Raw genomic sequence first — 21678 nt, forward strand, 5'->3', positions numbered from 1 at the left:
TGATCGTCAGCTGGGGTCTAGGAAGTCCGGAGGAGCTTGTATGACGCATGCGTTGAATCTCACATTGCCGTTGAAACAGGACCGCGCCTCGAAAGACATGTTGAGGGGACTTGCGGAGAACTTCGCAAATACGGTTCAGCCTGAAATTGAGAGGGCCCTCAAGGAATCCCGGATCGTTCACTTCGCTCGCGTTCTAGTTATCGATGACAAGTATATCCAGGTGATCACCGAATACGAGGGCGATCATCAGGAATATACCGAATTCTTTAGGGATAAGCTTACCCCGGTGTTCGCCGCGATTTTTGCGCTCGCCGAAGAGGCGCCCGATGTCAACGACACTAACAAGTTCTGGGACTACGCAAAAAAGCATAACGTTCACAGCCTGGGCATGGCGACCGATGGTGCGCTCGATTTCTCGGGCAGCCCCGCGGGATGGCTGTTTTCTGCCTATGACCACAAAACCGTCCGAACACTGCAGGACGCGCTCGTTCACGCCGGATAATTCTGGTCAAGGGTCAAGCCGCGAACCAGTGAGCAAGGAGGCTGGAATGTTGAGCGGTGTACGTCCGTGATGAAGCCCCGACTATCAAACCTGCAGGGCCTCCTCGTCCACCGCTACCACCAATCCCACTACGCAGTGCTGCTTTTCGGTATCGAGGACGGACGACGCGCGCAGCGGTTTGTCGCAAGATGGCTCGCCCATACGCCGCACGGGGCTCAGGATCCGCTAAGGCTCGCTGGACCAGTGCTAAATTTCGGCTTTACCTGGCTCGGACTGCGCCTGCTGCTGGCCGATCACGTAGCGCTTGATACCGAGACCGGTCGGCTGGAGCTGGATTTCGGGTTCACTGACCAGACGCCACATCACCCGGCCGTGCGGGAGCAGCTTGGCTTTATCGGCGCCAGCGCGCCTGAGCTTTGGTGGGATGGCCGGTTCGGGAGCGACGCCATCCATATGGCGGTCTATGCCGCATTCGATGATGACGGCCAAGCGGCAAGGACGCTGTCTGATCTTCGCCAGTCAGCAAAAACTTCAGGTCTCATAGAATTAAGGCTGAACGCCTTCAGCAACGGCGCGCTGAGCGGGCGGCGTCCAGACGGTGGCGTGCTTCACTTCGGCTATCGCGACGGTGTTACGGCACCCGTGGTGGACTGGGACGATGGGAAGGTGCAGGGAACCACCAACTTCCGGGAATTCGTGATGGGATATCCCAGCCCCGGCTACAAGGTTTCGCCGCAGAGTGCAGGGCCCTGGCAGGACTTCGCCCGCGACGGGTCGTTCGCCTGCTTGGCCTGGATCCACCAGGACGTTGCGGTCTTTAACCGGTTCTTGGACAATAATGCGGCGGCGGGTGACGGAATCGTGTCGCCACAACATCGCCGGGATTGGCTTGCGGCCAAGATGATGGGACGCTGGCCGGACGGCTCGCCGCTGGCGCGGCATCCAACGGCGCCTCCGGCCACCGCGGACCTTGATGACCACTTCGGGTTCGCTGATGATCCGAATGGGGTGCGCTGCCCGTTGTCCGCACATATTCGGATCGTAAACGCTCGCGACGACGAGTTAACATTTCCTAACAGAAGCCGATTCCCCAACGGCCCGCCAAAATTTATTCGTCGCGGGTTCAGCTACGGCCCTCCCTTCGAGGGCATATCGGACGACGGCATAGAGCGCGGTATTGTCGGCGCATTTCTGTGCGCTCGCGTGAATGAGCAGTTCTACACCGTTCTTCGCTGGATGCAGCGCACAGGCTTCGCCGAGCATTTCCACCGAAAGCCATACTCGGAACTGATGCAAGACGCCCTGTTTGGCAACAGGTCAAAATCTGGGGCCGACACCTCATTTCCAATTCGGCGCGAGAACCATGAAGCTGATAACTTAAAACTCTCAAGTTTCATTAATTTTCGCGGCGTTTCGGTACTGCTGGTGCCCAGCATGTCAAGCCTTCGAGTTCTGTCTGCTGGCACAGCATAACTAGATTTTTTGAATCTAAGGGTCCGCGGAAAACGTACAGATCGCCGCCGTGGGGATCGCGCTCCAGGTGCTGCTGCACCAGCAAAGCCAAGCCACGCATACCCTTCCTCATGTCGGTGTGGCCCATCGAGAGCCACACCCGCGCGCCCGGCTACAACTTCTTGCTCCTGCTCAACTGGCTCAGGCAGCTTTTTAGGCTTTTGCTCGCCGAGCTCCAGATCAGGCCGATTTCAATCGCCGCCAAAATCCGCTCATTGTTCACGGTCGACCAGTTAACTTGAAAGCCTGAGCGACCACATTCTCACGTTTAGTGCCCAGTGGGCCGAAACAGCCGCATTCTGGCAATAAAGAGCCAAGAGACACTGCTTAACGGAGGCGGATATCCTCAAACGCTTCACTTTTCCTTATTTGCACAATAGCGCTTTTCAAGCGTCGCTTGTAGCTGTATGTTCCAGAGCTAATTTAATTTGCAACCATTGCTTAGAGCGCGACGATGCCGCTTAGACTCAAGCTGGCTATGCTGTTGTGTGCAACCATTATTATGTTGTTGGGGCGCGCGGCGCTGGCGCAAGTGCCACCACACTATCCCGGCGCAATATGCTTTACCCCCTCTTTCTGGTGTTGGGCGAATCCTCCAGGACCGCCTGGTGCCCCATGTGGCTGCCCGGGGCCGTACGGCTTCGTTCCAGGCGTTCTAGGTTAGGAAGGATCGGGAACCATGTCCGCGGATCCACCGCCTTCGGTACCACCAATTGCTTCTCCCGCGCCACCTGCGGCGCAACCTCAACGATTTTGGCATCGCCTTGCATCATGGGGACAATGGAGGGAAGGCCCGCTACCGAAACCCGCCGTTGATGAACTGATCGAAGAAGCAGAAATAATATCAAAATATGCGGTTCGCGCCGGTTTGCTGGCTGATGGCGAATTCTTCAGGAAAGTCGCGGCGGCGAAAGCCCTGCCGGAGCCGGAACGGAAGTTGACGAATGCAGCAGTGAGTGACCTGCAGGCCGCTATAGCCACAACCCGAGAAAAAATTCCGCTGGCAACCGTCTGCGCACTTCAATCGGGATGGCGGCCGCACCAAGACCGACTTCGCGAAAAAGCTAAGAACTTTGGGTTTGTTGTCGTCGCGTTACTGCTGATGTTTGCCGTTGGGCATCTCACGCTCACCTACAAAAACGGCGTAAATCTCTTCAGTGAGCTCTCATTGCTCAGGGATAGGAGCCCGGGATTGCAATACGGGAGGCTTGAAAGGCAACTTCTAGTCGCACAGCAACGATTGCCGGCAGACATCCTTCGCAAAGATCATGCGCAAACAAACGCAAACGGGACTGTGCCTACACCGACGCCACCAGACGTAAATGCGGCCGCGCCAGCCCCGGCGCAGGAAAGCGGCGACGTGGGCATAACCGAGGAGATCCAACGAGATCTCATCGCCCAGGATGCGTCATTCCAGTACGCTCACGATCTTACTACGCTTGATAAGGAGTTGAGGCTGGTCAAAGAGAAGAGCGATGCCTTCCTGTTCGCTGCTGACGCCCAGCTCGCGGTTCCACAAATGCTGTGGAATTTCAGCGCACGGTTATGGGTAAACCTTAGAGAAGCTGCCGTCTGTTCATTGCGTGTTTTAAAAAGGATCGAATGCACAACCGCCGACGGAAAACCACTATCCGAAACGGAACTCAAGATCCAAAGTGCCGCGATCACGCAACAGTATGAAAAGCAGTATGCCTCGGTCGATGTCAGTTCGGTGCAGAATTTCTGCCAGGATCTTCGACATATCGAGACAGCACAATCGAATGACTGGGATCTGAAAAAAGCAGGTCTCACCACCTTTCCTGCCGATAAATTGGCGTTCATCGGCAGGTCCACATATCTCTTCGAGGACAGGCTCGGCATCAAGACAATGGACCTGATGCGTCAGAATTGCCGTATGAATCTGAGCTATTATTCGCAGTCGATACCAAATATCCTCGACATACAAAACAAGATATCCGGGCGGCTCGCCACTTACTCATACCTAGCGCTTCCAGCGCTGTATGGCGCCCTCGGATCGCTGATGTACTTCATGCGACGGATACTGGACCCGCTTTTACCAAACCCGCCCTTGCTGCGCATGATCTACCGTGTGGCCCTAGGGGCTTTGGCCGGAATGGTCCTAGCGTGGTTCTGGGACGGAACGTTCAACAACAACGAGGCGTTTCAGACCATCGGCTTCGGCCTGTTCTCGCTTGCGTTCGTCTTTGGCTTTGCGATCGACGTGTTCTTCACCTTGCTTGACCGCTTCGTAAACATATCGACGAACGCCGTCAGCAAGATCGGAGCCACCGGATAGCAAATCCGTTGTCATATCGCATTTGAGACTGCGAGATGTATCCAAAAGGGGGATGTCACCGTTAACTCAGAATAGTGCTTTTGGCGGTTCACCACGCCGTTTCGCAAGCCGCTAAATACCTGATTTCATTGCCATGAGATTTTCTGCATGATGAGTAGAACGCAGTACTTCTTGTTAACGTGACATTCCGCAGCGGAGAGGCATTTCCCTAACTGCGGCGCAGTGCAGGTTCGCTTGGCCAGTATAGCACGGCGCGAGACGCATCCTGCTTGCGCCACCCTGCACCGCGCGACCGCTTCGCGCAGATTGGCATCCGGGATGACCGTTTCGGGGCCGTTAGCGGTCGGTCGGCTTGCGGTGCAGGGGATAACGATAGCGGACATTCAACCTGCAAGGCCCCGATGTCGTGGCCTCACCCAAACGCGACCTTCCGGAGCTGTATTCTCTCCTCCGAAGCCGACATTGGCAACGACCAGCACTCATGACCCAATCCCGACCTTCATCAACTCATTTTGCTACCCGATCGCCGACATTCGCGGCAACCAACGCTCCTGACCCGAGACGGCCTACGATAGTCTGTGTTTGAGTGTCAGCTGTGCGCCCCGTTTCGCGACATAGAGGGGCACCCCGCTTCCCGAAGCGGATCAAGGATTTGAGATTTGGCTCCGCATGCATGGCGAATATGGCCCGAGCCGCGACATGGCGTCAGTCGTCCGCCTTCAAATACCATCGACGCGCCACAGCCATGTCCCACATCTACCGACGCGCCGCAGAGCTGACGGTCTGGCCGCATCGCTACAAATGGCACCGACCCTCATGGCTGTCGAAAGCCCAAACCGCCTATGTTCATTGCCGAGGGAGAGGACCAGACCTAAGTAATGCCACTAACCAACTAGTGTCTCCAGGCGACACCTACAATGTCATCCCGCCTCGGTTAGGAGCGTGCCATTGCTGGTCATCGCAATGTGAATCAACTGCTCACTTCGGCGTCCGTGCGCTCGAGGTCGGCTTAGGGCTCCATTGAGCTGTTCGCGGAGCCGACACCAATGGCCACTCCTGGCGCATTGTGCAGATTCGGAATGGATGCCCTGGGGCAGGATCGCTGATCAATATAGGGTCAAGGTTGCATAAGCAGTGCAGAACTCAACCGTGAGGAGCCGTCGCCGCCGCGCGATCCTGATCCTACCCGCCGCGTCAACAGCTGTATCGCAGTGGATAAATTAATTGCACGGTCGCTGCTCCACGCAGCCGGGCTGCCCCTCACCTACGAGCCACCTACTTTGGGCTGGGTGCATCCTTTCCCAAGTCCAACAGCGCCACGAAATTCGGATCAAGAGCCAGAGCGGCGGCAATGTCCTGTGCGGAGACGGTCTGTCCATCGACGCCCTTCAGGTCACGGCCGTATTTGGCGTAGACGGCATCGGCGACAGCGGCCACAACTTCGGGCATGACTGCCAGTTCCCTGTACCGGGTCTCCCAGATGGTGTTCGCGACCTTCCCAACGACGTCCTGACCGATCAACTCCGCAAGAACGGAATCCATCTCGGGCATGGGGCCGGTTTCGCCCTTCAGAAGCTCCACCTTCGCCGGATCTTTGGCAAGCGATGCGGCTATCTGTTCAACCAGCTGGGGCATTTCGACCACCAGTTTGGCGACATCCTCGGTCGAGCCGAGTGCGGCCACCTTCTCGCCTTGCAGTTTCTGCGCCGCGCGCAGTTCATCGACGATCTTGGCCTGGTTTGCCTCGGTGTCACGCAGCTTTACCTCAAGCGCAGTGATGCGCCTGTCCAGCTCTTTTGCCTGGGAACCGAGGTACACGGAAATCGATGCCAGTCCAAGAAAGAGCCCAGCCAGTATCCATCTCATTGCAATTGTCATAACTCTCTCTCCCTGCTCAACTGTTGCTGCCTTTCGATGGCACTTCTTGTTGTTTCAGAATTGCCTGAATTGCGGCGATCGAATTTTCACTTGAAAGCTGCGCAGCCAGAGCGATTAGGATGGCGACCTGCGTCGCCTCGCGCGCCACCCGCACGGCAAACCAGATAAGTCCGCTGATGGAGACGCCGGACGCGCTGGACACCGCCAGCAACACGGTCGTATTCCCGGAATTCACGACCAACAGGTAAAGCATGACGACAAATACGGTCAAGATCATACTGAGCGCGACATAAAACATCTTGTTGGTTTTGCTGGCCTCACGGAACAGTCTGTCTTTCAGCGCTCCCACTTTCTCCTGTGTATCGTCTGGACCTAAATGTCCTTTCGCCGGGGTAACCTCCTCGACCAGGATTGCTCTCAATCGCGGGGACAAAATTTCGTTCATCATTCATACCTCCAAAATCATCGCGCCATAGGCGCGCGAGATTTCTGCCCTCAACTTGATGTATGGCTGCGGCCTTTGTGCCAGACGAAGAAATGTCTCACGAAGCTCCGCTACAGCCCGATCCAGATATTTGGGTTTCCGGTTGGTGATCATACGCCGATCGCACCTGCCGGCGCGCATCTCTTTCGCCAATGCCATCGAGTGACAGACCGCAAGGTCGCATATGCCCGACCAATCGTTCGGCAGGGCGGTGGCCAAAAGCGCCGGCTTATGCACAGCGTCGCGAAACTCAACGGCGTTGCCGGGCGCCAGCGCATCCCCCAACACGGCGTCCAGGGCGTCGCGGACGACGATTCTGCTGCCATCTTGACCGGGAGGGTCGAAGCTCTTGATAAAATCCGAGAGAATGTCGGCAAGCCTGCCGGATGGAATGGCGTCTTCCTGGACACCGCGCCCGTTAAGGAAGGTCGAGAACTGACGTAGAATGCTGGTGGTGTTCTTCGCTATTTGGGACCGCGCGATTGTCCATGCATTTTCGGACAGATCGCGCATTGAAACCGTCGCGCCTCGCCAATGGGCGAGGATCACAATAACCTTCGCTCCGCTTGTTGCTACGTCATCTAGCGCGTCGAGCGTCGCGGCGCGAATGCGAAACTCCGGGATACCGGACCGCCGCGCCGTTTGAAGCAGGTCGTTCACCGCGGCTATCGTATGGGAGCTATCGCCCTGGTTCGTGGCAAAGTCGCCACGGCCATCTGTCGGTGCCTTTTCCCGGAAGGCCAGGTCTGCGGAAAAGGCACCGTTGTCCTGTGGCAGGCCGATCAGCAGCGCCAAATCCTCGACGCCGGTCTCCTGCTCGAAAAGATCAACCCCGTTCATCGCCGCGCCGAACGCCAATTTGATTTTCGACGACAAAGAAATCGTCCGTGCCGTCCCGAAGATGGAACAGCACCTTTTCCGGAGCATCGTCGCCCAGCTTGTCCAGGAACTCGTGCCGTATAAGTTCAATCTGCAAGCCAAGCATTTGGCCGTCTGCTTCGACCGCCACGGTTTCGACCGCTTGCTGGAGGACGGTGGCATCGGCATCGGTCGGCGCGCGACGATCAAACATCGCCACTATTTTTGTGAATATCGACCTTGGTCCGGTCTCGACCGAGCGGAAGGGAATCTCAATGGTAGCATTCAACTGTCCACCATTGCCGGACGCTTTGATACGAATTTCGCCAATGAGGGCTGTCTTCCAGTCGGCGTCGACGCGACCCAACTGTCTGAAGGCATTGCCTCTCCTCGACCAGTAGCCAAGGAATGGACGTCCAGCCCAAGCACCAAACCTAGATGTCCAGCGCTTTGGCGGCTCGCCGTCAAAGACCATGACGCCGCTACGTCCTGTCGGCGGAATCCCGGCACCACCCCGACCCGCCGCGGGACGTCCCGCCCCAGAGTATTTGATGGCTGCCATATCCGACAACGAGAACGAGCCGCTGAGGTCGACAAACGTCATAGTCTGCTTAGCGTGTTTCGCGTTGCCTGCGGCATGCTCTAGGATGCGCATCGTCGCGGCAGGGATATCCTCACGTGAAACAACGTGCACTGCGATGGGTGGGCGTCCATCGGGAAATGAGACCTCTATAACGCCGTTCTCAAGGACCCGGTAGGCACCCTGCGCCCCGGCGGCCTCCACCTTCTGCTTCAACTCCAGTGCAAGCGGGTCGTCCAATAGAATGGCCTCGGCCCGAGCGGTGCGATGAATCCGGGCCGATCCCGTAGAGGAAGCGGCCGTCTCGATTTGATAGCCGCGTTCGGCCTCGACTGTATTCCCCGTTCTTTGAAGCGCGATCACATCAAAGGCTTGAAGAGCGCGGGTATCATGTGCAAGCGCCGCTTCGACGCGCTGTTCGACCTTTGCCTTGAAAGCAGCATCGCCTTCAGCGTAGCGCTTATAGTCGCGTTCAAATGTGCGCACCACGGATGGCGCCTTGTTCATATCGGCGGGGTTTAGTCGGATTGTGCCTGCGTTGTCGTCGATTTGGACCTTGCCCGCCGGCACCGCCTCATCCGGCAATACGCGCGCCGACCGGCCATCTAGGTTGTGCCCGCCGACCGCATCGACAGCTTCACCTGCGGCGTTCGACACCACGATTCCGGGTGTCCGGTAGACTGCCTCCGGAAGCGGCGGAACGCTTTCAACCACAGATCGCCATCCCTTGCTGCAATTCGCAAAAGGCCGCGCCAACTCTCCTATCTGTCTCGCCAAACTGCCAACCTTTTGCGCTGTGGCCTGAAACACCGCCCTTCGCTCGAAAAAGCCTTCTACATCCCTCTCAAATTTGGCCCTTTCCTCATCCAGGTCATTCTTCATCGACTCCAAAATAAATTCAAAACAATTTCTATTTATATTACACTGATCCACTTTATCATTAAAATTTTTAATGCTATCAATTAGGCTTTTCTCTCCATCTATTAGAGATTGACGTTCTTTCTGATCTTTATCGTAAAAATCCCCAGCAACCCTCGTAAAATCAACGCTCATTTCCACCAATTCATCCATCTTCTCCGATTTTCCAAGAAGCGATCTTATTTCCGATTCCTGTTTAGAGTTCTTTAGAAAATCAAAGGTTGAGAAGAGGCAACTGGTTGACGGATTTACAACCAATTTGGGGTTCGTGAACGCGCTTAAACTGGTTGGTATACCAGCCCCAAGATTGCGTAGCATTTCCGCGATGGCGCTCCTGACAACAAGGGTTAGCCCCTGCATCCGGTCGCGATAGGCTTGCGTCGAAACGATGGGTTCAGTCCGCGTTGCTTTGATCGGCACGGCATTGAAGACGATGTGAAGTGCCGCGTAGTGTGCTGCCCGCTCCAGATATGGGTCGCCAAGTCCCGCAAAGAAAGACCAGTATTCGTCCTCGGCCCGCTTGAGCGTCATCTCTGCATCGTCGTCAATGACGAAGGTGCCCTCATCGGGGAAGTAGGAGACCGGCAAAGACCCGGTGCGATATTGGGAAAAGATCTGAATATCGCCAAACGAAGTCCACGAGCCAAATCCCGAAGTGTTCCAGTTGAAAGTCAAACCTTCGAAAGCTTGCGGGAGTTCGGCTTCGAGACGCGAACGAAGACCTTCCGCATCCGGATTTCCAAAAGGCCGCGGATAAGGATACCTAGCATAGCTGATCTGATTGGCCATCGACCAGCCTTTCAACATCTGATCGGTGATGTTCAGCAGCTGCCCATATTCCGTGTGTGTCAGCTCGCGGCTAAGGAGAATTGGCGCCCAATCGACAGCGGTTGAGTAAACAGATCGAATCTCGTCCATATTAAACAGTGAGACGAGAGCTTTACCGTCCTTGCGCAAAGACCCACCTTCCGAGCCGAAGCGCGATTCGAACGCTTGGACGCTCTGGGGATCGTGCATCAAAGACAATAGCGCGGAATCGGTAATAGGCCCAGCGAGGGGCGCATTTCTCTCGTAACTTTGCGCAAGATCCGTGACACCGCTGGACGCAAGTGTCAGCACGGTATCGGTTCGTAAGGGCTCCATCTGGTCCAACGGGGTCGTTCGCTCCCGTCCCACTAGGATGAGCCGATCCTCGTCGGCCCGGGTGACGGCGCCGACCAGCGCATCGGTGTCAACGAGATAGCGGCGAAGAAGCGCGGTCGCGTCGTTCAGGGGCTTGGAGCGAGGTAACGTCAGCACCACCAGCCCCGCCGGGTCGCTGTAATAGACGCCATGCCGATCCAAAGGCAGCCGCAGCAGCGCTACCTTCGAAGCCTGCGGCGTTGCCGCGTCGAGAGGATCAGATGAGAATCGAAGAGCGTTCGGGCCGAATAGCCAGTTGTGGATCGAGGCAGCAGAAATATCGAGACTGGGCGGACCAACCTTGCGGGAGGGAGGGCGTTCGGCGTCCCAGCTCTTGGGTTCGAAGAGCCGGTAGGTCGACTTGTAAGACGCACCGAAATAGATGTGATGTATTTCCTCAACATATTGCCGTACATCGCCTTCGGACGTCGCGGTGGTCTCGACGACGATATCCCGTGCCAGCCCATCAAAGCCTATTGGCTGCTCCTGCACCGTGAAGCCAACAAAACTCGGGCCAAATACGCGTGGCACCCATTCCTCTCGCTTGGCGAACGCGAGTGCCGGAGGCTCCGTCAACACGAAGGTGCGTCGCCCCGCTTCATTCGGCGACACCACGATATCCTGAATAAGAAACGGCTCTGTCTTGCGGAACGATTGTGCGTACTTGATGCTTCCTTGCGAAACATCATTCGCCCTAGCGTCACAAAATGTAAAAACTTGAATAAGTGAGTAAACGACGATGCTGATAAGTCTCATCGCCAGCGCCCTCCGGAAAATCCCTATTCCCATTATTATCATCTTTTTCACATTATGGAAACATGACTCACTTTGATCGTTTTTTTGTTTCAACGAAGTTGCATGTGCAACGCGATGGGGCGGGGCGAAGGGAAAAGGCGGTTTGATGCCGTTGCAAGGACGAACGGTCTGCTGCCGGAACGGCAAGAAAAGGCCGCCGCGGTTGCACGTCCGTTGCGAGAAGAGACAAAAATGTGCAGCGCGATGCGGCAAGAGATTGAGGATAGTGCCCCACGATGAACTGGCGGAACGGCTTCATGGAAAGCTTCAACGGTCGCCTCAGGCCCGCAAGCAGCTGACGTTCTACGGCGAGGATAGCAATGTACTGGCACGGTTTTATTCTTCCGGCGACCAACGGTTCAACGGGCAGTTGACCAGCGGTCAAGCGACTACACTCTCACGCTGAGCAATCGCTCACTCCCTGCTGTCGCTCCTGGGTTATGTGACGGTTCCGCCTACCCACATCCAAGAGAAACACGCGCCAAACAGGAGTCTGCTGCCTTTCTGCTTAGCCAGCGGCGCGATGATTCGAAGGTAGGATGAGACGCTTCGCCAGACCGCTCAGATTTCGCGAGGGGCCCTGCAAAAATGCGGGACCGACTGTGCCGGTCGGCCCCGCAATGAGCGTGCATCGTTTGGAGGAAACGACGCGCCGCGGTAGTAGCTCCCTGTAGTTCGAGGCGCTCGTCTCGCCTCGCTAGGCGGCTTGAAGCGCCGATCCGCGTCTGAATATCTCTTTCACCTTGTCGGCGATTGCCACGTTCACCTTGTCGGCGATTGCCACGCCAAGATCGAGGTTGTTCTGTTCGGTGAAGTGAATGCCATCGCAACCATCTGTCGTGATTAAGTCACCGGCGTTGAGGAAGTCGACTTTCATGAAGTCAGCCATGTCCCTGTACTGCTGTCCGAGCTGAGCCGACTTGTGGGTGGCCATCACCGAACATTCCCTGAAAATAAGGATGGGGCATGGGAGTGAGCGGCGGGGGCGCGACCACGAGACATTTGGGTGCCGGATAAGGCGTGCCGATGCCACCGCCGCCGGTCAGCACCTGCCCCACCAGCTTGGCCATGCCATAGCTGATGTCGTAGGGCGTACGGTTGAAGAACGGTTTAGTGTCGTTCGTACCCAGCATGATGATGACGAGATCGAGCGGCAGGTGGCTGGCGATCGCCGCGGGCAGATACTGGCTTCCGTTTAGCCGCGGATCGTTGGGATCGTCAGCACTCGTGGTACGAGTGCTGAGTCCCTCTTCGATGATATGATAGCTGTCGCCAAGATGCGCCGCCATCGCTCCGGTCCAGCGCTGTTCGAGTGGGTACCGCCGGGTTGGCGATCTTCGCGTACGGGGATCCAGCCCCAGGTAAGCGAGTCGCCAAGGTATAGTATGGACTTCGTTTCAGACATCGACTCCTCCTCGAAATGAATTGCGTCTGGTCAATGGGACTTCGCGGTTCTCACGCCGTAGAAGACCGCGGCCAGCTAGACCTTGCGCGATCAGCTTGCCGGGCTCGCCAATTCCGAGGGTCGTCATCACCACAAATAGCAGCGCAAAGGATAGGACCCCGAAGAAGGGCCCCAGACTCCCCCCTCGCCGCGCCCAAAGACGACGCCGCCGAGAATGGTCGCGGCGACCGCAAGAATCGGCAGGTCGAGCGGCGGATTCCACCAGCTTCTCAGCATAGCTGCTAATCTAGCGCTGAACATTGCGACAATAGCAATGACGATCATTGCTGCTGACGAACAGGGCCGCGAAATGGCCGCTACAAGCGCGTTGCTGCTCGGTACAGCTCTGACGGTTGCAGCGGTAACTCCTCTCATTAACTTTTACGAGGTGGGGTACAGCCTGATGAGCATTGCGGCGCAACTCGTCGTTCCAGGTGGTATGGGCGGCACCGAGATTAGCATAGCCAGCCTGATGCACGATTTCCAGTTGGTGGCGGGTGGCATGGCGACCAAACTTGTACAGGCTGCTGGGGGCTGGTGGATTATCCTAAGCATCTCATTGAACGCATCTGCTCTTTGGCTGCTATCACGCTTAGCCAGCAGTATCAGCGTTCGGAAACCGCTAAAAAAAGCCGTTTCCGTAGGTCCTACTGTGGTCGCAATCCTCTTCTCGATAATAGGATCTTACGATCCTTCGCGTGATCAGTTTTATGCCGCCGATCCTTTTAAGATCGCCCCCATTTGGCATCGATGGAGCGAGCTCATTCCTTGGCTACGACTGAGCGCACCTTCCTTGGCGGCACTCTTCACACTTTGGATTGAGAGTTTACTTGTCTCAAGTCCCAAACTTAGGTCACCTCGGTGACAAGATCTCCGATGACGAGCCGCTGCGCAACTTGGTGGAAGAGCGCAGCCACGACTTCACGGGCCGCTCGTCGATCCAGCAGCGCCCGACATAAGCCTATCCCCAAGGATATCCTTGAGCCTTTCCGCTTACGCCAGGTGTCCGGTCGAAACGGGGCAGTTCCCGTCGGGAAAAGCGGCTTTCGCGAACCGAACTGATGGCAGGAGCGAGGCTCTGAGACGCTGGCGAAGGCCGACAACCGTGCGGGCAATCTCCAGCTTCTTCACTCGGCCTGCGCGGCAACTGCGCGCTACTGTGCAACGCCGAGGCGGACAGTGGTAAAGGGTCCGCTTGCGGCCAGAAATCGGCCGTTCAGGGGCGCTCTTCCAAAGTCAGCTTTTGTGCAGGCGACACGCGCATCAGCCACTTAGCATGCCGAGGAGAGCGTCAAAGCACCGGATCGGGCACAGAGCGGTCATTGGCGAGATCGGTGGTCATTCGAATCCCAAGCTTCGTATGGAAATCCCGGTCTCTGCAAACCAGCGGTTGACCGTCGGGTCATCTGACGTCCAAGTTTGCACCCATTCGTCCGTAGAAGCTTGCTTGAAGTCTGCGATGATCTCCTCTTTCGGGCGGCCCAGATGGACTCGGCATATCGCACGGTTAAATTCATACGCACCGTATCCGGTTTGACCGATACGATCCCGAATCTCAATTGCTTTCGTAAGCGCTAACTCAGCAGCCTCCCAATCCGGCTTCGATTTGTCCTTCAGTGCAAACCCCAATTCGCTGTGGTTCCTGTGGAACCGTTCCTGTTTGTCCGTTTCGATTAACGCCTGCAATACGGGAATTGACTGCTCTCGGCGTTCATCGTCGTTGCGAGCCTTTACCGCCTCATAGAAGATCTTGACTTTCGTTAACTTTGTGGTTTGTGCTATCGCATCGGTTAGGTCCTTTTGAAGGATCCCGGTTTCGCCGCTAGGCGCTATATTCAACTGACGGGTTACTAACAACATTGCCTGATTATCCGCTCGAAGATCTGCTTCAAATTTCTCGATACGCCTGCCGATAAGTCCTTGATCTGCCTCTTTAATTGCGAGTCCAAACGAAAGCCTTGTCCAAAGGTACCCAATAAAGAAGCCAACGCACACAAAGTATACTAATATTCCGAGAACAAATGCTTGCCCAAACACGCCATTTCCGAAACCTATACCCATCTCTGCCGAGAACGACTTCAACCAAGAGCCGATGCTACCAAGTTGGACCAATCCAACGCCTACAATAATCTTTGTGAGCCAATCCGAGATTTGCTCGAGGTTGGTGTTGATTTGATATCCAATCGACTCCTGTCCGGTTGCTAATTGAGTCGCCTGCGGAGCTATATCGTGCTGGAGCGTTCGCGGTATGCCGAAGACGAACCCCAGCAACGAGCCGAGAACCACAGCGCTAAGCGCGAGCGCCAAGCTCGCTCCCACTCGAGCCAAAAAGGTCTGTCCTTCAGAGATGTTGGCCGCGAATAGCAGAATGCAGAGCGTGCCGATCGCCAGCGAAGCAATAGTATAATTTCGAAGCTTCACGTTCGGCCCAGCTAGCTGCCGGGCGCTCGTAGTGACATCCGTCGTCGGCGCAGAATGCTCGCGCTGTCCGATGACCCAGGACCAAATCGACCAAAGCATCATTCCCCCCTTTTGCTGGCTACCTTACATTGAAAACTCTCCACGGGAAATCGTCGGGAGCGCTATTGCCGCACTGATCGGCAATAGCCGGCGACTGAGCGGCAAAATGGCCGGCGATGGACGACCGCAACGTGAGCGTGCCCTTCTTTGCGAACACCGCTTCGGGCTCGACTCCGGCCGTAGCGCGAACGTCTGCAATGGTGACACGCCGCGAACGCCCGCTTCTGGCGCAACTACGACGTCCAGCGTCATCGCCGGCAAGGTCTGCTTCAGGAAGCTGCGAGGCCGATCTCTACGGCTGAGATGCTGAAGGGTTTCGGGTGTCGTCAGGCGTACGAAAGTCTCTCATGCAGGAACCCGCGGGCCGCAGACGATTGCCTATGGGGATTTGTGCCTCGGGATGTGCCAGCGCCTGTCGCGGACTTCCGCATAGGACGTGCCTGGGAGGTCGTGGAAGAAGCTTCCGGGCCAGGTCGCAGAACCTGGAGCGTTGATTCCGGCGGGATTGATGCGCGTGATGACCGGCTTCACGGCAACGTGCACATAGCGTCCCGTTGACCGGCGCCGGCGTGGCGCGGTCGTACGAGCAACTTGGTCATGCCGGGTCATGGCGCGTTCTCCCGGTTCGGCGCTCGTGAGGTAGGCGGCGCACGAGGCTGGCACCACCGTTCGAACCTCTCGATGACGACCATGCGTCCACCGCAGCAAGGGCAAGGCGGGTGGACGTCAGCCGGTCCTTCCGGAGTATCGTCTTCGGGCGGCGGAGTGACGTTCAGCAGTTCGCGCGCGAGTGCGAGGCTGGCCTTGCGGGCGGAGCCGGCAAGCAGCCCATAGTGACGGATGCGATGGAACCCACGCGGCAGGACATGGAGCAGGAAGCGGCGGATGAACTCATCGGCGGCAAGCGTCATGGCGCGCTGGCGCTCGACACCATCGCGACGATAATCCTTGTAGCGGAAGGTGACTCCCTTTTCGTCGAAGGCGATCAGGCAGCGGTTCGAGATGGCGACTCGGTGAGTGTAGCGCGATAGGTAGGCAAGCACCGCTTGGGGTCCGGCGAAGGGCGGCTTGGCATAGACCACCCAGCGTTTGCTGCGAACAGGCTTCAGATGACGCAGGAAGGCCCGACGGTCGGCCAGGTGCGCCGCCGATTCGAAGAAGGCGAGCCGACGGCGTCGTGGAGCGCGACCAGCCGGGTCAGGAACAGGCGGCGGAACAGCTTGCCCAGTACTCTGACTGGGAGAAGGAAGGCCGGCCGCGACGATACCCAGCGTGACCCGTCCGGCGCGATGCCGCCGCCCGGCACGATCATGTGGACATGGGGATGGTGGGTCATTGCCGAGCCCCATGTGTGGAGCACGGCGGTGATGCCTATGCGCGCGCCGAGGTGCTTGGGATCCGCCGCGATCGTCAGCATCGTCTCCGATGCCGCCTTGAACAGCAGGTCATAGACCAGCGCCTTGTTGTGGAAGGCGATGACGGCAACCTCGGCCGGCAGCGTGAACACGACGTGGAAGTATCCCACCGGCAGCAGGTCGGCTTCACGCTCGGCAAGCCATGTACGCGCGGCCGCGCCCTGGCACCTGGGACAGTGCCGGTTGCGGCAGCTGTTATAGGCGATCCGACGACATGGCCACCCAATGCAGCGGTGCGGCAGTGTTCGATCGCTGACATGACTTTGAGCTGCTGCAGGCTCAGATGCCGGGCGTAGGCGACCCGGTATCCGGGGGCCGGCAGCACGGAAGATATCGGCGACCTCCAGGTCAGCGCGCACCCGTTCAGCCGGGAGGCGTCTTGCCTTCCATCAGCGCCATCAGCCGGTCGAGCGGCCCTGCGACCGCGTGGATCGTCCGGGTCGAGACCTTGGTGTAGAGCGCGGTGGTCTCGAGCTTGCTGTGCCCGAGCAGCACCTGGATGACGCGGATGTCGACATCCTGCTCAAGTAAGTGGGTGGCGAAGCTGTGACGCAGCGTGTGCGGGCTGACGCGCTTGCGGATGCCGGCGACTTCGGCTGCTTCCTGGACCGCGCGATGCAGTTGCCGCGACGAGATCGGCGCGATGCAACTACGCCCCGGGAACAGCCAGCCATGTGGAAGCATCACCCTGCGCCGCTTGCCTTCGCGCCACCACAGCCGCAGCAGTTCCAAGAGTTGCGGCGAGAGCATTGCGTTGCGGTCCCTGCGTCCCTTGCCCTGCTCGACGCGGATCAGCATGCGTGTCGAGTCGATGTCGTCGACTTGAGGTGCGCGACCTCGGACACGCGCAGGCCAGCGCCATAGGCGACACCGAGCGCGGCCTTGTACTTGATGCCTGGCGCCGCCTCGAGCAGCCGCGCCGCTTCCTCGACGCTCAGCACCTCGGGCAGCTTGCGCGGATATCGCGTGACCACCAGCGCGCGTGCCAGATCGCGCCGCTTCAGCGTCACCGTGAACAGGAATCGCAGCGCCGAAACCGCGCCGTTGATCGTCGCAGGGCCCACGCCGTTCGCGTGCTGATACAGCTGGAAGCGCCGGATGTCCTCGGGCGCCGCTGTGTCGGGCGCGCGGCCAAGGAACGCGGCGAAGCGCCGGACATGACGAACGTAGTCCTGCTGCGTATGCGGTCCCAGGCCCCGCATCAGCATGTCCTGCTGCATGCGCTGGCGAAGCGGGGTTATCGGAGCATCGGTCGACAAGGTAGCCATGGCAAGTTCCTCTCGTTGAAGGGAACTCCATGGTCGGATCGCGGTCTCTACCCGCTCAAGACCTATGAATGCCGCGCCATCTCAGAATCAGGCGCCCCTCCCGCGAAGCGGGTTCGTGCTTGCGGCGCAAAGCGGCCATCCACCCGCTTCCCTCCGCCCCTTTTCGGGTGTCAAAAACGGAGCTTATGTTGCTGTGTAACAAACTGAGTAACAGGGAACGAAAAAACACAAATATTTTCAATGCGGTGGCTCGGGAGTCGAAAGACGCTCTCTACGTCGAACACTCCAGCATTTGCCGGAGGAGCAAGAGACTCGAACGTCTGCGCGCCGACGGACCCTAACCCACTGTTCCCAAAATGAGAATGCTTGAGAAACAGGCCTGAGGTTCCGCTAGGGAATGCTCCCCTTGATGAGGTCTTGGTCAAAGACGACGATGTGGTCGTAATTGAGAGCTATATCGGAATTGGGGCAGACACGCGATCATTCGCTCCCAAGGAGTCTTCCCGGTCATAGACATGGTCAAATGGCAGAAGTCTATTCAACCCGAAAGCTGCCAAAGCATACCAGAAGACGGGTCCCTCCCCGTTTTGCCGCACATTCAGGCGCGACAAGTCGTGCGCACTGTCCGCCGGTCACAATTGCGAGAAATCGTCCCCTTATCGGACACGACCATTTATGAGATGGAACAGCGTGGCGAGTTCCCACAACGCTTCAATCTGACCCCCCGCTGTGTTGTTTGGGATCTGGCGGAGGTCGAAGCCTGGGTTCAGGCAAGGCGAAACGCATCGTCTGCCGGCGCGATCGAAATTGCCCCAGGTCCTGACGTGCGGTCGCGGAAGACGAGACCTGTCAAATCGGATCGAGGATGATCGCCGCCCCGGCAGCCGGCTGGAGTACGGGCTTGTGCTTCTTGCCGGCCGCCCATGCCTCAACCATGTCCGCCCATTCCTGCAGTATATGACGACGCTGCGGCTCATATTCAGCCTTGTTATAAACACCGCGCGAGGTACGGCTGTCTTCGTGGGCAAGGCATTTTTCGATCCAGTCGCGATTGAATCCGATCTCGTTTAGGAGTGTCGAGCCGGTCCGCCGTAGGTCGTGCACTGTAAAGGGCGCAAGCTGCAATTCTTGTTTTTTTGCGCGGTCGACAATGGCCATGGTGACCCGATTGAAGGTGGCGCGCGACATGGGTTCGTCGGCGTCATAGCGAGATGGCAGCACGTATCGCGAGTTCGCTGCGCAAGTCTTGAGCGCAATCAGGATATCGAGGGATTGGCGGGACAGGTAGACGTTATGCGGCTTTTTCCGTTTCATTCGCTCTTTGGGAATGCTCCAAACAGCGTTCTCAAAATCGACCTCGTCCCACGTCGCGTCCAGCAGCTCACCCTTCCGAACCATCGTGAGCAGGATCAGCTTTAGGCCGAGCCGTATCGTCGGCAACGTTGGCACATTTTCCAACTCGTTCAGCATGATTCGGATTTCTGCGGGGGACAAGGCTCGGTCTTTTGCCTCGAACGTGGCAATCGAGGCCGGTCCTACCTCGTCCGCTGGATTGGGAATCTTCTCGCCGTGCAGAATTGCATGATCATAGATCTGCTTAACAATATCCCGGACATGAATGGCTGTTGCCGGCGCGCCGCGGTCGCGCACCTTTGCGCAGAGCGCCCGCAAGTCGTCAGCGGTTATTTCTGTGAGGAGCCTTTTGTCCCAAATCGGCAAGATGTCTCGATCGAAGATGGCTTTGCGCATTGAGCGCGTGCTATCCGCCATCTTGGCCTCCTTAAACCAGCCCCCGCCGGCATCGCCGAAGGTGGCCATTGCAGACAGGCGCCGCTTTTCACGCTGCTTTTCATGCGCCGGCGATCGTCCGGCTGCCACCATTTTTCGGGCGGCAATGCAGCGGTCACGCGCCTCTGCTAGCGAGATGCCACCCTCACCATAGCGGCCCAGCGTGACTGTCTCTCGCCTTCCATTCATTCGGTAGTCGTATCGGAACGAGATCTGCCCGGCCGTGGACACCGTGGCGTACATACCGTCACGATCAGCGACCTTGTATATTTTGTCTTTTGGTTTCAGCTTCTTAAGTGCAATGTCGGTCAGCATGGCGAGGGCAATCCGAGCGCGTGGCCGCATATCCAGCGCCAGATTTTACCGTCATCAATTTTACCGTCAAGGCATGATAATTTCGTTTGAAATGCAATAACTTACCTAAACATTACCCAACGCGCTAGGAAGTAAGGTGGTGACGGTATTAGCTTCGAGTGAGAATGATGGGGAAAAGGATGCCGTCACGTCTACCGCCAAATGATTCCGCTTGCGGGCGATAGTTAGCGATAGGAAACGAGGGGAAAATGATTACAAGTCAGCTAGTTACGTATATGGCGTCGATAGCCATCGAATGCTGGCGAACGACCGAGCTTTATTCCCACTCGATTGTGCCCGGCGGCTTGCTCGTCACGTCGTAGACGACGCGGTTGATGCCGCGCACCTCGTTGATGATGCGGGTGGCGGCGGCGCCCAGGAACGCCATGTCGTAGTGGTAGAAATCCGCCGTCATGCCGTCGACCGAGGTGACGGCGCGCAGCGCGCAGACGAATTCATAGGTGCGGCCGTCGCCCATGACGCCGACGGTCTGCACCGGCAGCAGCACGGCGAAGGCCTGCCAGATGGCGTCATAGAGGCCGGCCTTGCGGATCTCGTCGAGATAGATGGCATCGGCCTCGCGCAGGATCTCCAGCTTTTCGCGGGTGATGCCGCCCGGGCAGCGGATGGCAAGACCGGGTCCGGGAAACGGGTGCCGGCCGACGAAGCTGTCGGGCAGGCCGAGCTCCTTGCCGAGCACCCTGACCTCGTCCTTGAACAGTTCGCGCAGCGGCTCGACCAGTTGCATGTTCATGCGCTCGGGCAGGCCGCCGACATTGTGGTGCGACTTGATCGTCACCGACGGGCCGCCGGTGAAGGAGACGCTTTCGATGACGTCGGGATAGAGCGTGCCCTGCGCCAGGAAATCGGCGCCGCCGAGTTTCTCGGCCTCTTCCTCGAACACCTCGATGAACAGCCGGCCAATGGTCTTGCGCTTCTTTTCCGGATCCGACTCGCCCTCGAGCGCGCCGATAAAGCGGTCCGAGGCGTCGACCAGGATGAGCGGCAGATTGTAGTGCTGGCGAAACATCTCGACCACGCCTGATGCCTCGTCCTTGCGCATCAGCCCGTGGTCGACAAGGATGCAGGTGAGCTGGTCGCCGACCGCCTCGTGGATCAGGAGTGCTGCGACCGAGGAATCGACGCCGCCCGAAAGAGCGCAGATGACCTTGCCCTTGCCGACCTGCTTGCGGATCGTCTCGACCGCGTGCTCGCGGTAGGCGCGCATCGTCCAGTCGCCTTCGATCCCGGCGATCTTGTGGACGAAGTTTTGCAGCAGCCGGGCGCCGTCCGGCGTGTGCACCACTTCGGGGTGGAACATGATGCCGTACATCTTGCGCTCGACATTGCCGAAGATGGCGAAGGGCGAGCCTTCCGATTTGCCGAACACCTCGAATCCCTTGGGCAGCGAGATGACCCGGTCGCCATGGCTCATCCACACCTGGTGGCGCTGGCCGGGCGCCCACAGGCCCTCGAACAGCGGGCTGTCCTTCTGGATCTCGACGAAGGCACGGCCGAATTCGCGATGGTCGGAGCTTTCGGCGACGCCGCCCATCTGCACGCACATGGCCATCTGGCCATAGCAGATGCCGAGCACCGGCACGCCGGCGTCGAAGACAATCTGCGGCGCGCGCGGGCTGCCGATGTCGCCGGTCGAGGCCGGGCCGCCGGAGAGGATCACCGCCTTCGGATTGATGCGCATGAACGCCGCTTCGGCCGACTGGAACGGCACGATCTCGGAAAAGACGCCGGCCTCGCGGATGCGCCTGGCGATGAGCTGCGTGAACTGGCTGCCGAAATCGACAATCAGGACGGTGTCGGGCAAGACGGTGTCGGGACGATTGGCTATCTTCATGGCGAGCGTTTAGAGAAAGAAACGAGTCG

15 protein-coding genes and 2 pseudogenes are annotated in these 21678 nt (G+C 58.0%); 5 read left to right on the forward strand and 12 right to left on the reverse strand.

What is annotated here, in order from left to right; all coding sequences use genetic code 11:
* Positions 1-40 precede the first annotated feature (40 nt).
* Positions 41-502, forward strand: coding sequence for a hypothetical protein (locus tag AC0L3D_RS15315; protein WP_127209895.1), 462 nt, complete (start codon positions 41-43; stop codon positions 500-502).
* 66 nt (positions 503-568) lie between these two features.
* Positions 569-1975, forward strand: a complete 1407-nt coding sequence (locus AC0L3D_RS15320) for a hypothetical protein (protein WP_473644868.1) — start codon at positions 569-571, stop codon at positions 1973-1975.
* Here the strand turns inward: AC0L3D_RS15320 and tnpB are convergent.
* Positions 1899-2114 (reverse strand): IS66 family insertion sequence element accessory protein TnpB, encoded by a 216-nt coding sequence (gene tnpB / locus AC0L3D_RS15325; RefSeq protein WP_473644870.1) that lies wholly within the window; start codon positions 2112-2114, stop codon positions 1899-1901. The two genes, AC0L3D_RS15320 and tnpB, sit on opposite strands and share 77 nt — an antisense overlap.
* Positions 2115-2693: 579 nt before the next feature.
* On the opposite strand from tnpB, the gene AC0L3D_RS15330 reads away from it, so the two are divergent.
* A complete protein-coding gene (locus AC0L3D_RS15330; protein ID WP_473644872.1) occupies positions 2694-4310 on the forward strand; it encodes a hypothetical protein in 1617 nt (538 codons plus the stop codon).
* 1275 nt (positions 4311-5585) lie between these two features.
* Here AC0L3D_RS15330 and AC0L3D_RS15335 read toward each other — a convergent pair.
* From AC0L3D_RS15335 to AC0L3D_RS15360, 6 genes are all read right to left on the reverse strand, one after another.
* Entirely contained in the window at positions 5586-6188 is a 603-nt protein-coding gene (locus AC0L3D_RS15335; RefSeq protein ID WP_473644874.1) for a hypothetical protein, read from the reverse strand.
* 16 nt (positions 6189-6204) lie between these two features.
* On the reverse strand, positions 6205-6636 hold the full coding sequence (locus AC0L3D_RS15340; protein ID WP_473644876.1) for a hypothetical protein: 432 nt from the start codon (positions 6634-6636) through the stop codon (positions 6205-6207).
* The gene (locus tag AC0L3D_RS15345; protein WP_473644877.1) at positions 6637-7548 is read right to left on the reverse strand and encodes a hypothetical protein; all 912 of its coding nucleotides are present in this window, start codon (positions 7546-7548) and stop codon (positions 6637-6639) included.
* Complete coding sequence (locus AC0L3D_RS15350; RefSeq protein ID WP_473644879.1) at positions 7499-10966, reverse strand: hypothetical protein; 3468 nt, start codon at positions 10964-10966, stop codon at positions 7499-7501. Before AC0L3D_RS15350 ends, AC0L3D_RS15345 begins: the two co-directional genes overlap by 50 nt.
* A gap of 736 nt (positions 10967-11702) precedes the next feature.
* Positions 11703-11894, reverse strand: a complete 192-nt coding sequence (locus tag AC0L3D_RS15355; protein ID WP_473644880.1) for a hypothetical protein — start codon at positions 11892-11894, stop codon at positions 11703-11705.
* Positions 11887-12294 carry an SGNH/GDSL hydrolase family protein gene (locus tag AC0L3D_RS15360; protein WP_473644882.1) on the reverse strand — a complete coding sequence of 136 codons (408 nt, stop codon included), beginning with the start codon at positions 12292-12294 and terminating at the stop codon, positions 11887-11889. Before AC0L3D_RS15360 ends, AC0L3D_RS15355 begins: the two co-directional genes overlap by 8 nt.
* A gap of 429 nt (positions 12295-12723) precedes the next feature.
* Here AC0L3D_RS15360 and AC0L3D_RS15365 point away from each other — a divergent pair, with 429 nt between their 5' ends.
* A complete protein-coding gene (locus AC0L3D_RS15365; RefSeq protein WP_473644884.1) occupies positions 12724-13314 on the forward strand; it encodes a hypothetical protein in 591 nt (196 codons plus the stop codon).
* 473 nt (positions 13315-13787) lie between these two features.
* On the opposite strand, the gene AC0L3D_RS15370 is transcribed toward AC0L3D_RS15365, so the two are convergent.
* The 3 genes and pseudogenes from AC0L3D_RS15370 to AC0L3D_RS15380 form a co-directional block, all read right to left on the reverse strand.
* A complete protein-coding gene (locus tag AC0L3D_RS15370; RefSeq protein ID WP_473644886.1) occupies positions 13788-14972 on the reverse strand; it encodes a tetratricopeptide repeat protein in 1185 nt (394 codons plus the stop codon).
* A gap of 602 nt (positions 14973-15574) precedes the next feature.
* Positions 15575-16743: pseudogene (locus tag AC0L3D_RS15375) on the reverse strand (IS91 family transposase).
* Positions 16744-16747: 4 nt separating this feature from the next.
* Positions 16748-17652 (reverse strand): annotated as a pseudogene (locus AC0L3D_RS15380) (tyrosine-type recombinase/integrase).
* Positions 17653-18167: 515 nt separating this feature from the next.
* Here AC0L3D_RS15380 and AC0L3D_RS15385 point away from each other — a divergent pair.
* Positions 18168-18521, forward strand: coding sequence for a helix-turn-helix transcriptional regulator (locus AC0L3D_RS15385; RefSeq protein ID WP_473644888.1), 354 nt, complete (start codon positions 18168-18170; stop codon positions 18519-18521).
* Here the strand turns inward: AC0L3D_RS15385 and AC0L3D_RS15390 are convergent.
* Positions 18502-19755 carry a tyrosine-type recombinase/integrase gene (locus tag AC0L3D_RS15390; RefSeq protein ID WP_473644890.1) on the reverse strand — a complete coding sequence of 418 codons (1254 nt, stop codon included), beginning with the start codon at positions 19753-19755 and terminating at the stop codon, positions 18502-18504. The two genes, AC0L3D_RS15385 and AC0L3D_RS15390, sit on opposite strands and share 20 nt — an antisense overlap.
* A 316-nt stretch (positions 19756-20071) precedes the next feature.
* The gene (guaA, locus tag AC0L3D_RS15395; protein ID WP_473629396.1) at positions 20072-21649 is read right to left on the reverse strand and encodes a glutamine-hydrolyzing GMP synthase; all 1578 of its coding nucleotides are present in this window, start codon (positions 21647-21649) and stop codon (positions 20072-20074) included.
* Positions 21650-21678: the final 29 nt, after the last annotated feature.

The sequence above is a fragment of the Mesorhizobium sp. WSM4837 genome, from assembly GCF_055811435.1.

Bases quoted from the DNA above. Each gene is read 5' to 3' on its own strand.
- AC0L3D_RS15315 (WP_127209895.1), top strand. From the start codon at position 41: ATGACGCATGCGTTGAATCTCACATTGCCGTTGAAACAGGACCGCGCC.
- AC0L3D_RS15330 (WP_473644872.1), top strand. From the start codon at position 2,694: ATGTCCGCGGATCCACCGCCTTCGGTACCACCAATTGCTTCTCCCGCG.
- AC0L3D_RS15335 (WP_473644874.1), bottom strand. From the start codon at position 6,188: ATGACAATTGCAATGAGATGGATACTGGCTGGGCTCTTTCTTGGACTG.
- AC0L3D_RS15340 (WP_473644876.1), bottom strand. From the start codon at position 6,636: ATGATGAACGAAATTTTGTCCCCGCGATTGAGAGCAATCCTGGTCGAG.
- AC0L3D_RS15350 (WP_473644879.1), bottom strand. From the start codon at position 10,966: ATGAGACTTATCAGCATCGTCGTTTACTCACTTATTCAAGTTTTTACA.
- AC0L3D_RS15355 (WP_473644880.1), bottom strand. From the start codon at position 11,894: ATGGCTGACTTCATGAAAGTCGACTTCCTCAACGCCGGTGACTTAATC.
- AC0L3D_RS15360 (WP_473644882.1), bottom strand. From the start codon at position 12,294: ATGGCGGCGCATCTTGGCGACAGCTATCATATCATCGAAGAGGGACTC.
- AC0L3D_RS15365 (WP_473644884.1), top strand. From the start codon at position 12,724: ATGACGATCATTGCTGCTGACGAACAGGGCCGCGAAATGGCCGCTACA.
- AC0L3D_RS15370 (WP_473644886.1), bottom strand. From the start codon at position 14,972: ATGATGCTTTGGTCGATTTGGTCCTGGGTCATCGGACAGCGCGAGCAT.
- AC0L3D_RS15385 (WP_473644888.1), top strand. From the start codon at position 18,168: ATGGTCAAATGGCAGAAGTCTATTCAACCCGAAAGCTGCCAAAGCATA.
- AC0L3D_RS15390 (WP_473644890.1), bottom strand. From the start codon at position 19,755: ATGCTGACCGACATTGCACTTAAGAAGCTGAAACCAAAAGACAAAATA.
- guaA (WP_473629396.1), bottom strand. From the start codon at position 21,649: ATGAAGATAGCCAATCGTCCCGACACCGTCTTGCCCGACACCGTCCTG.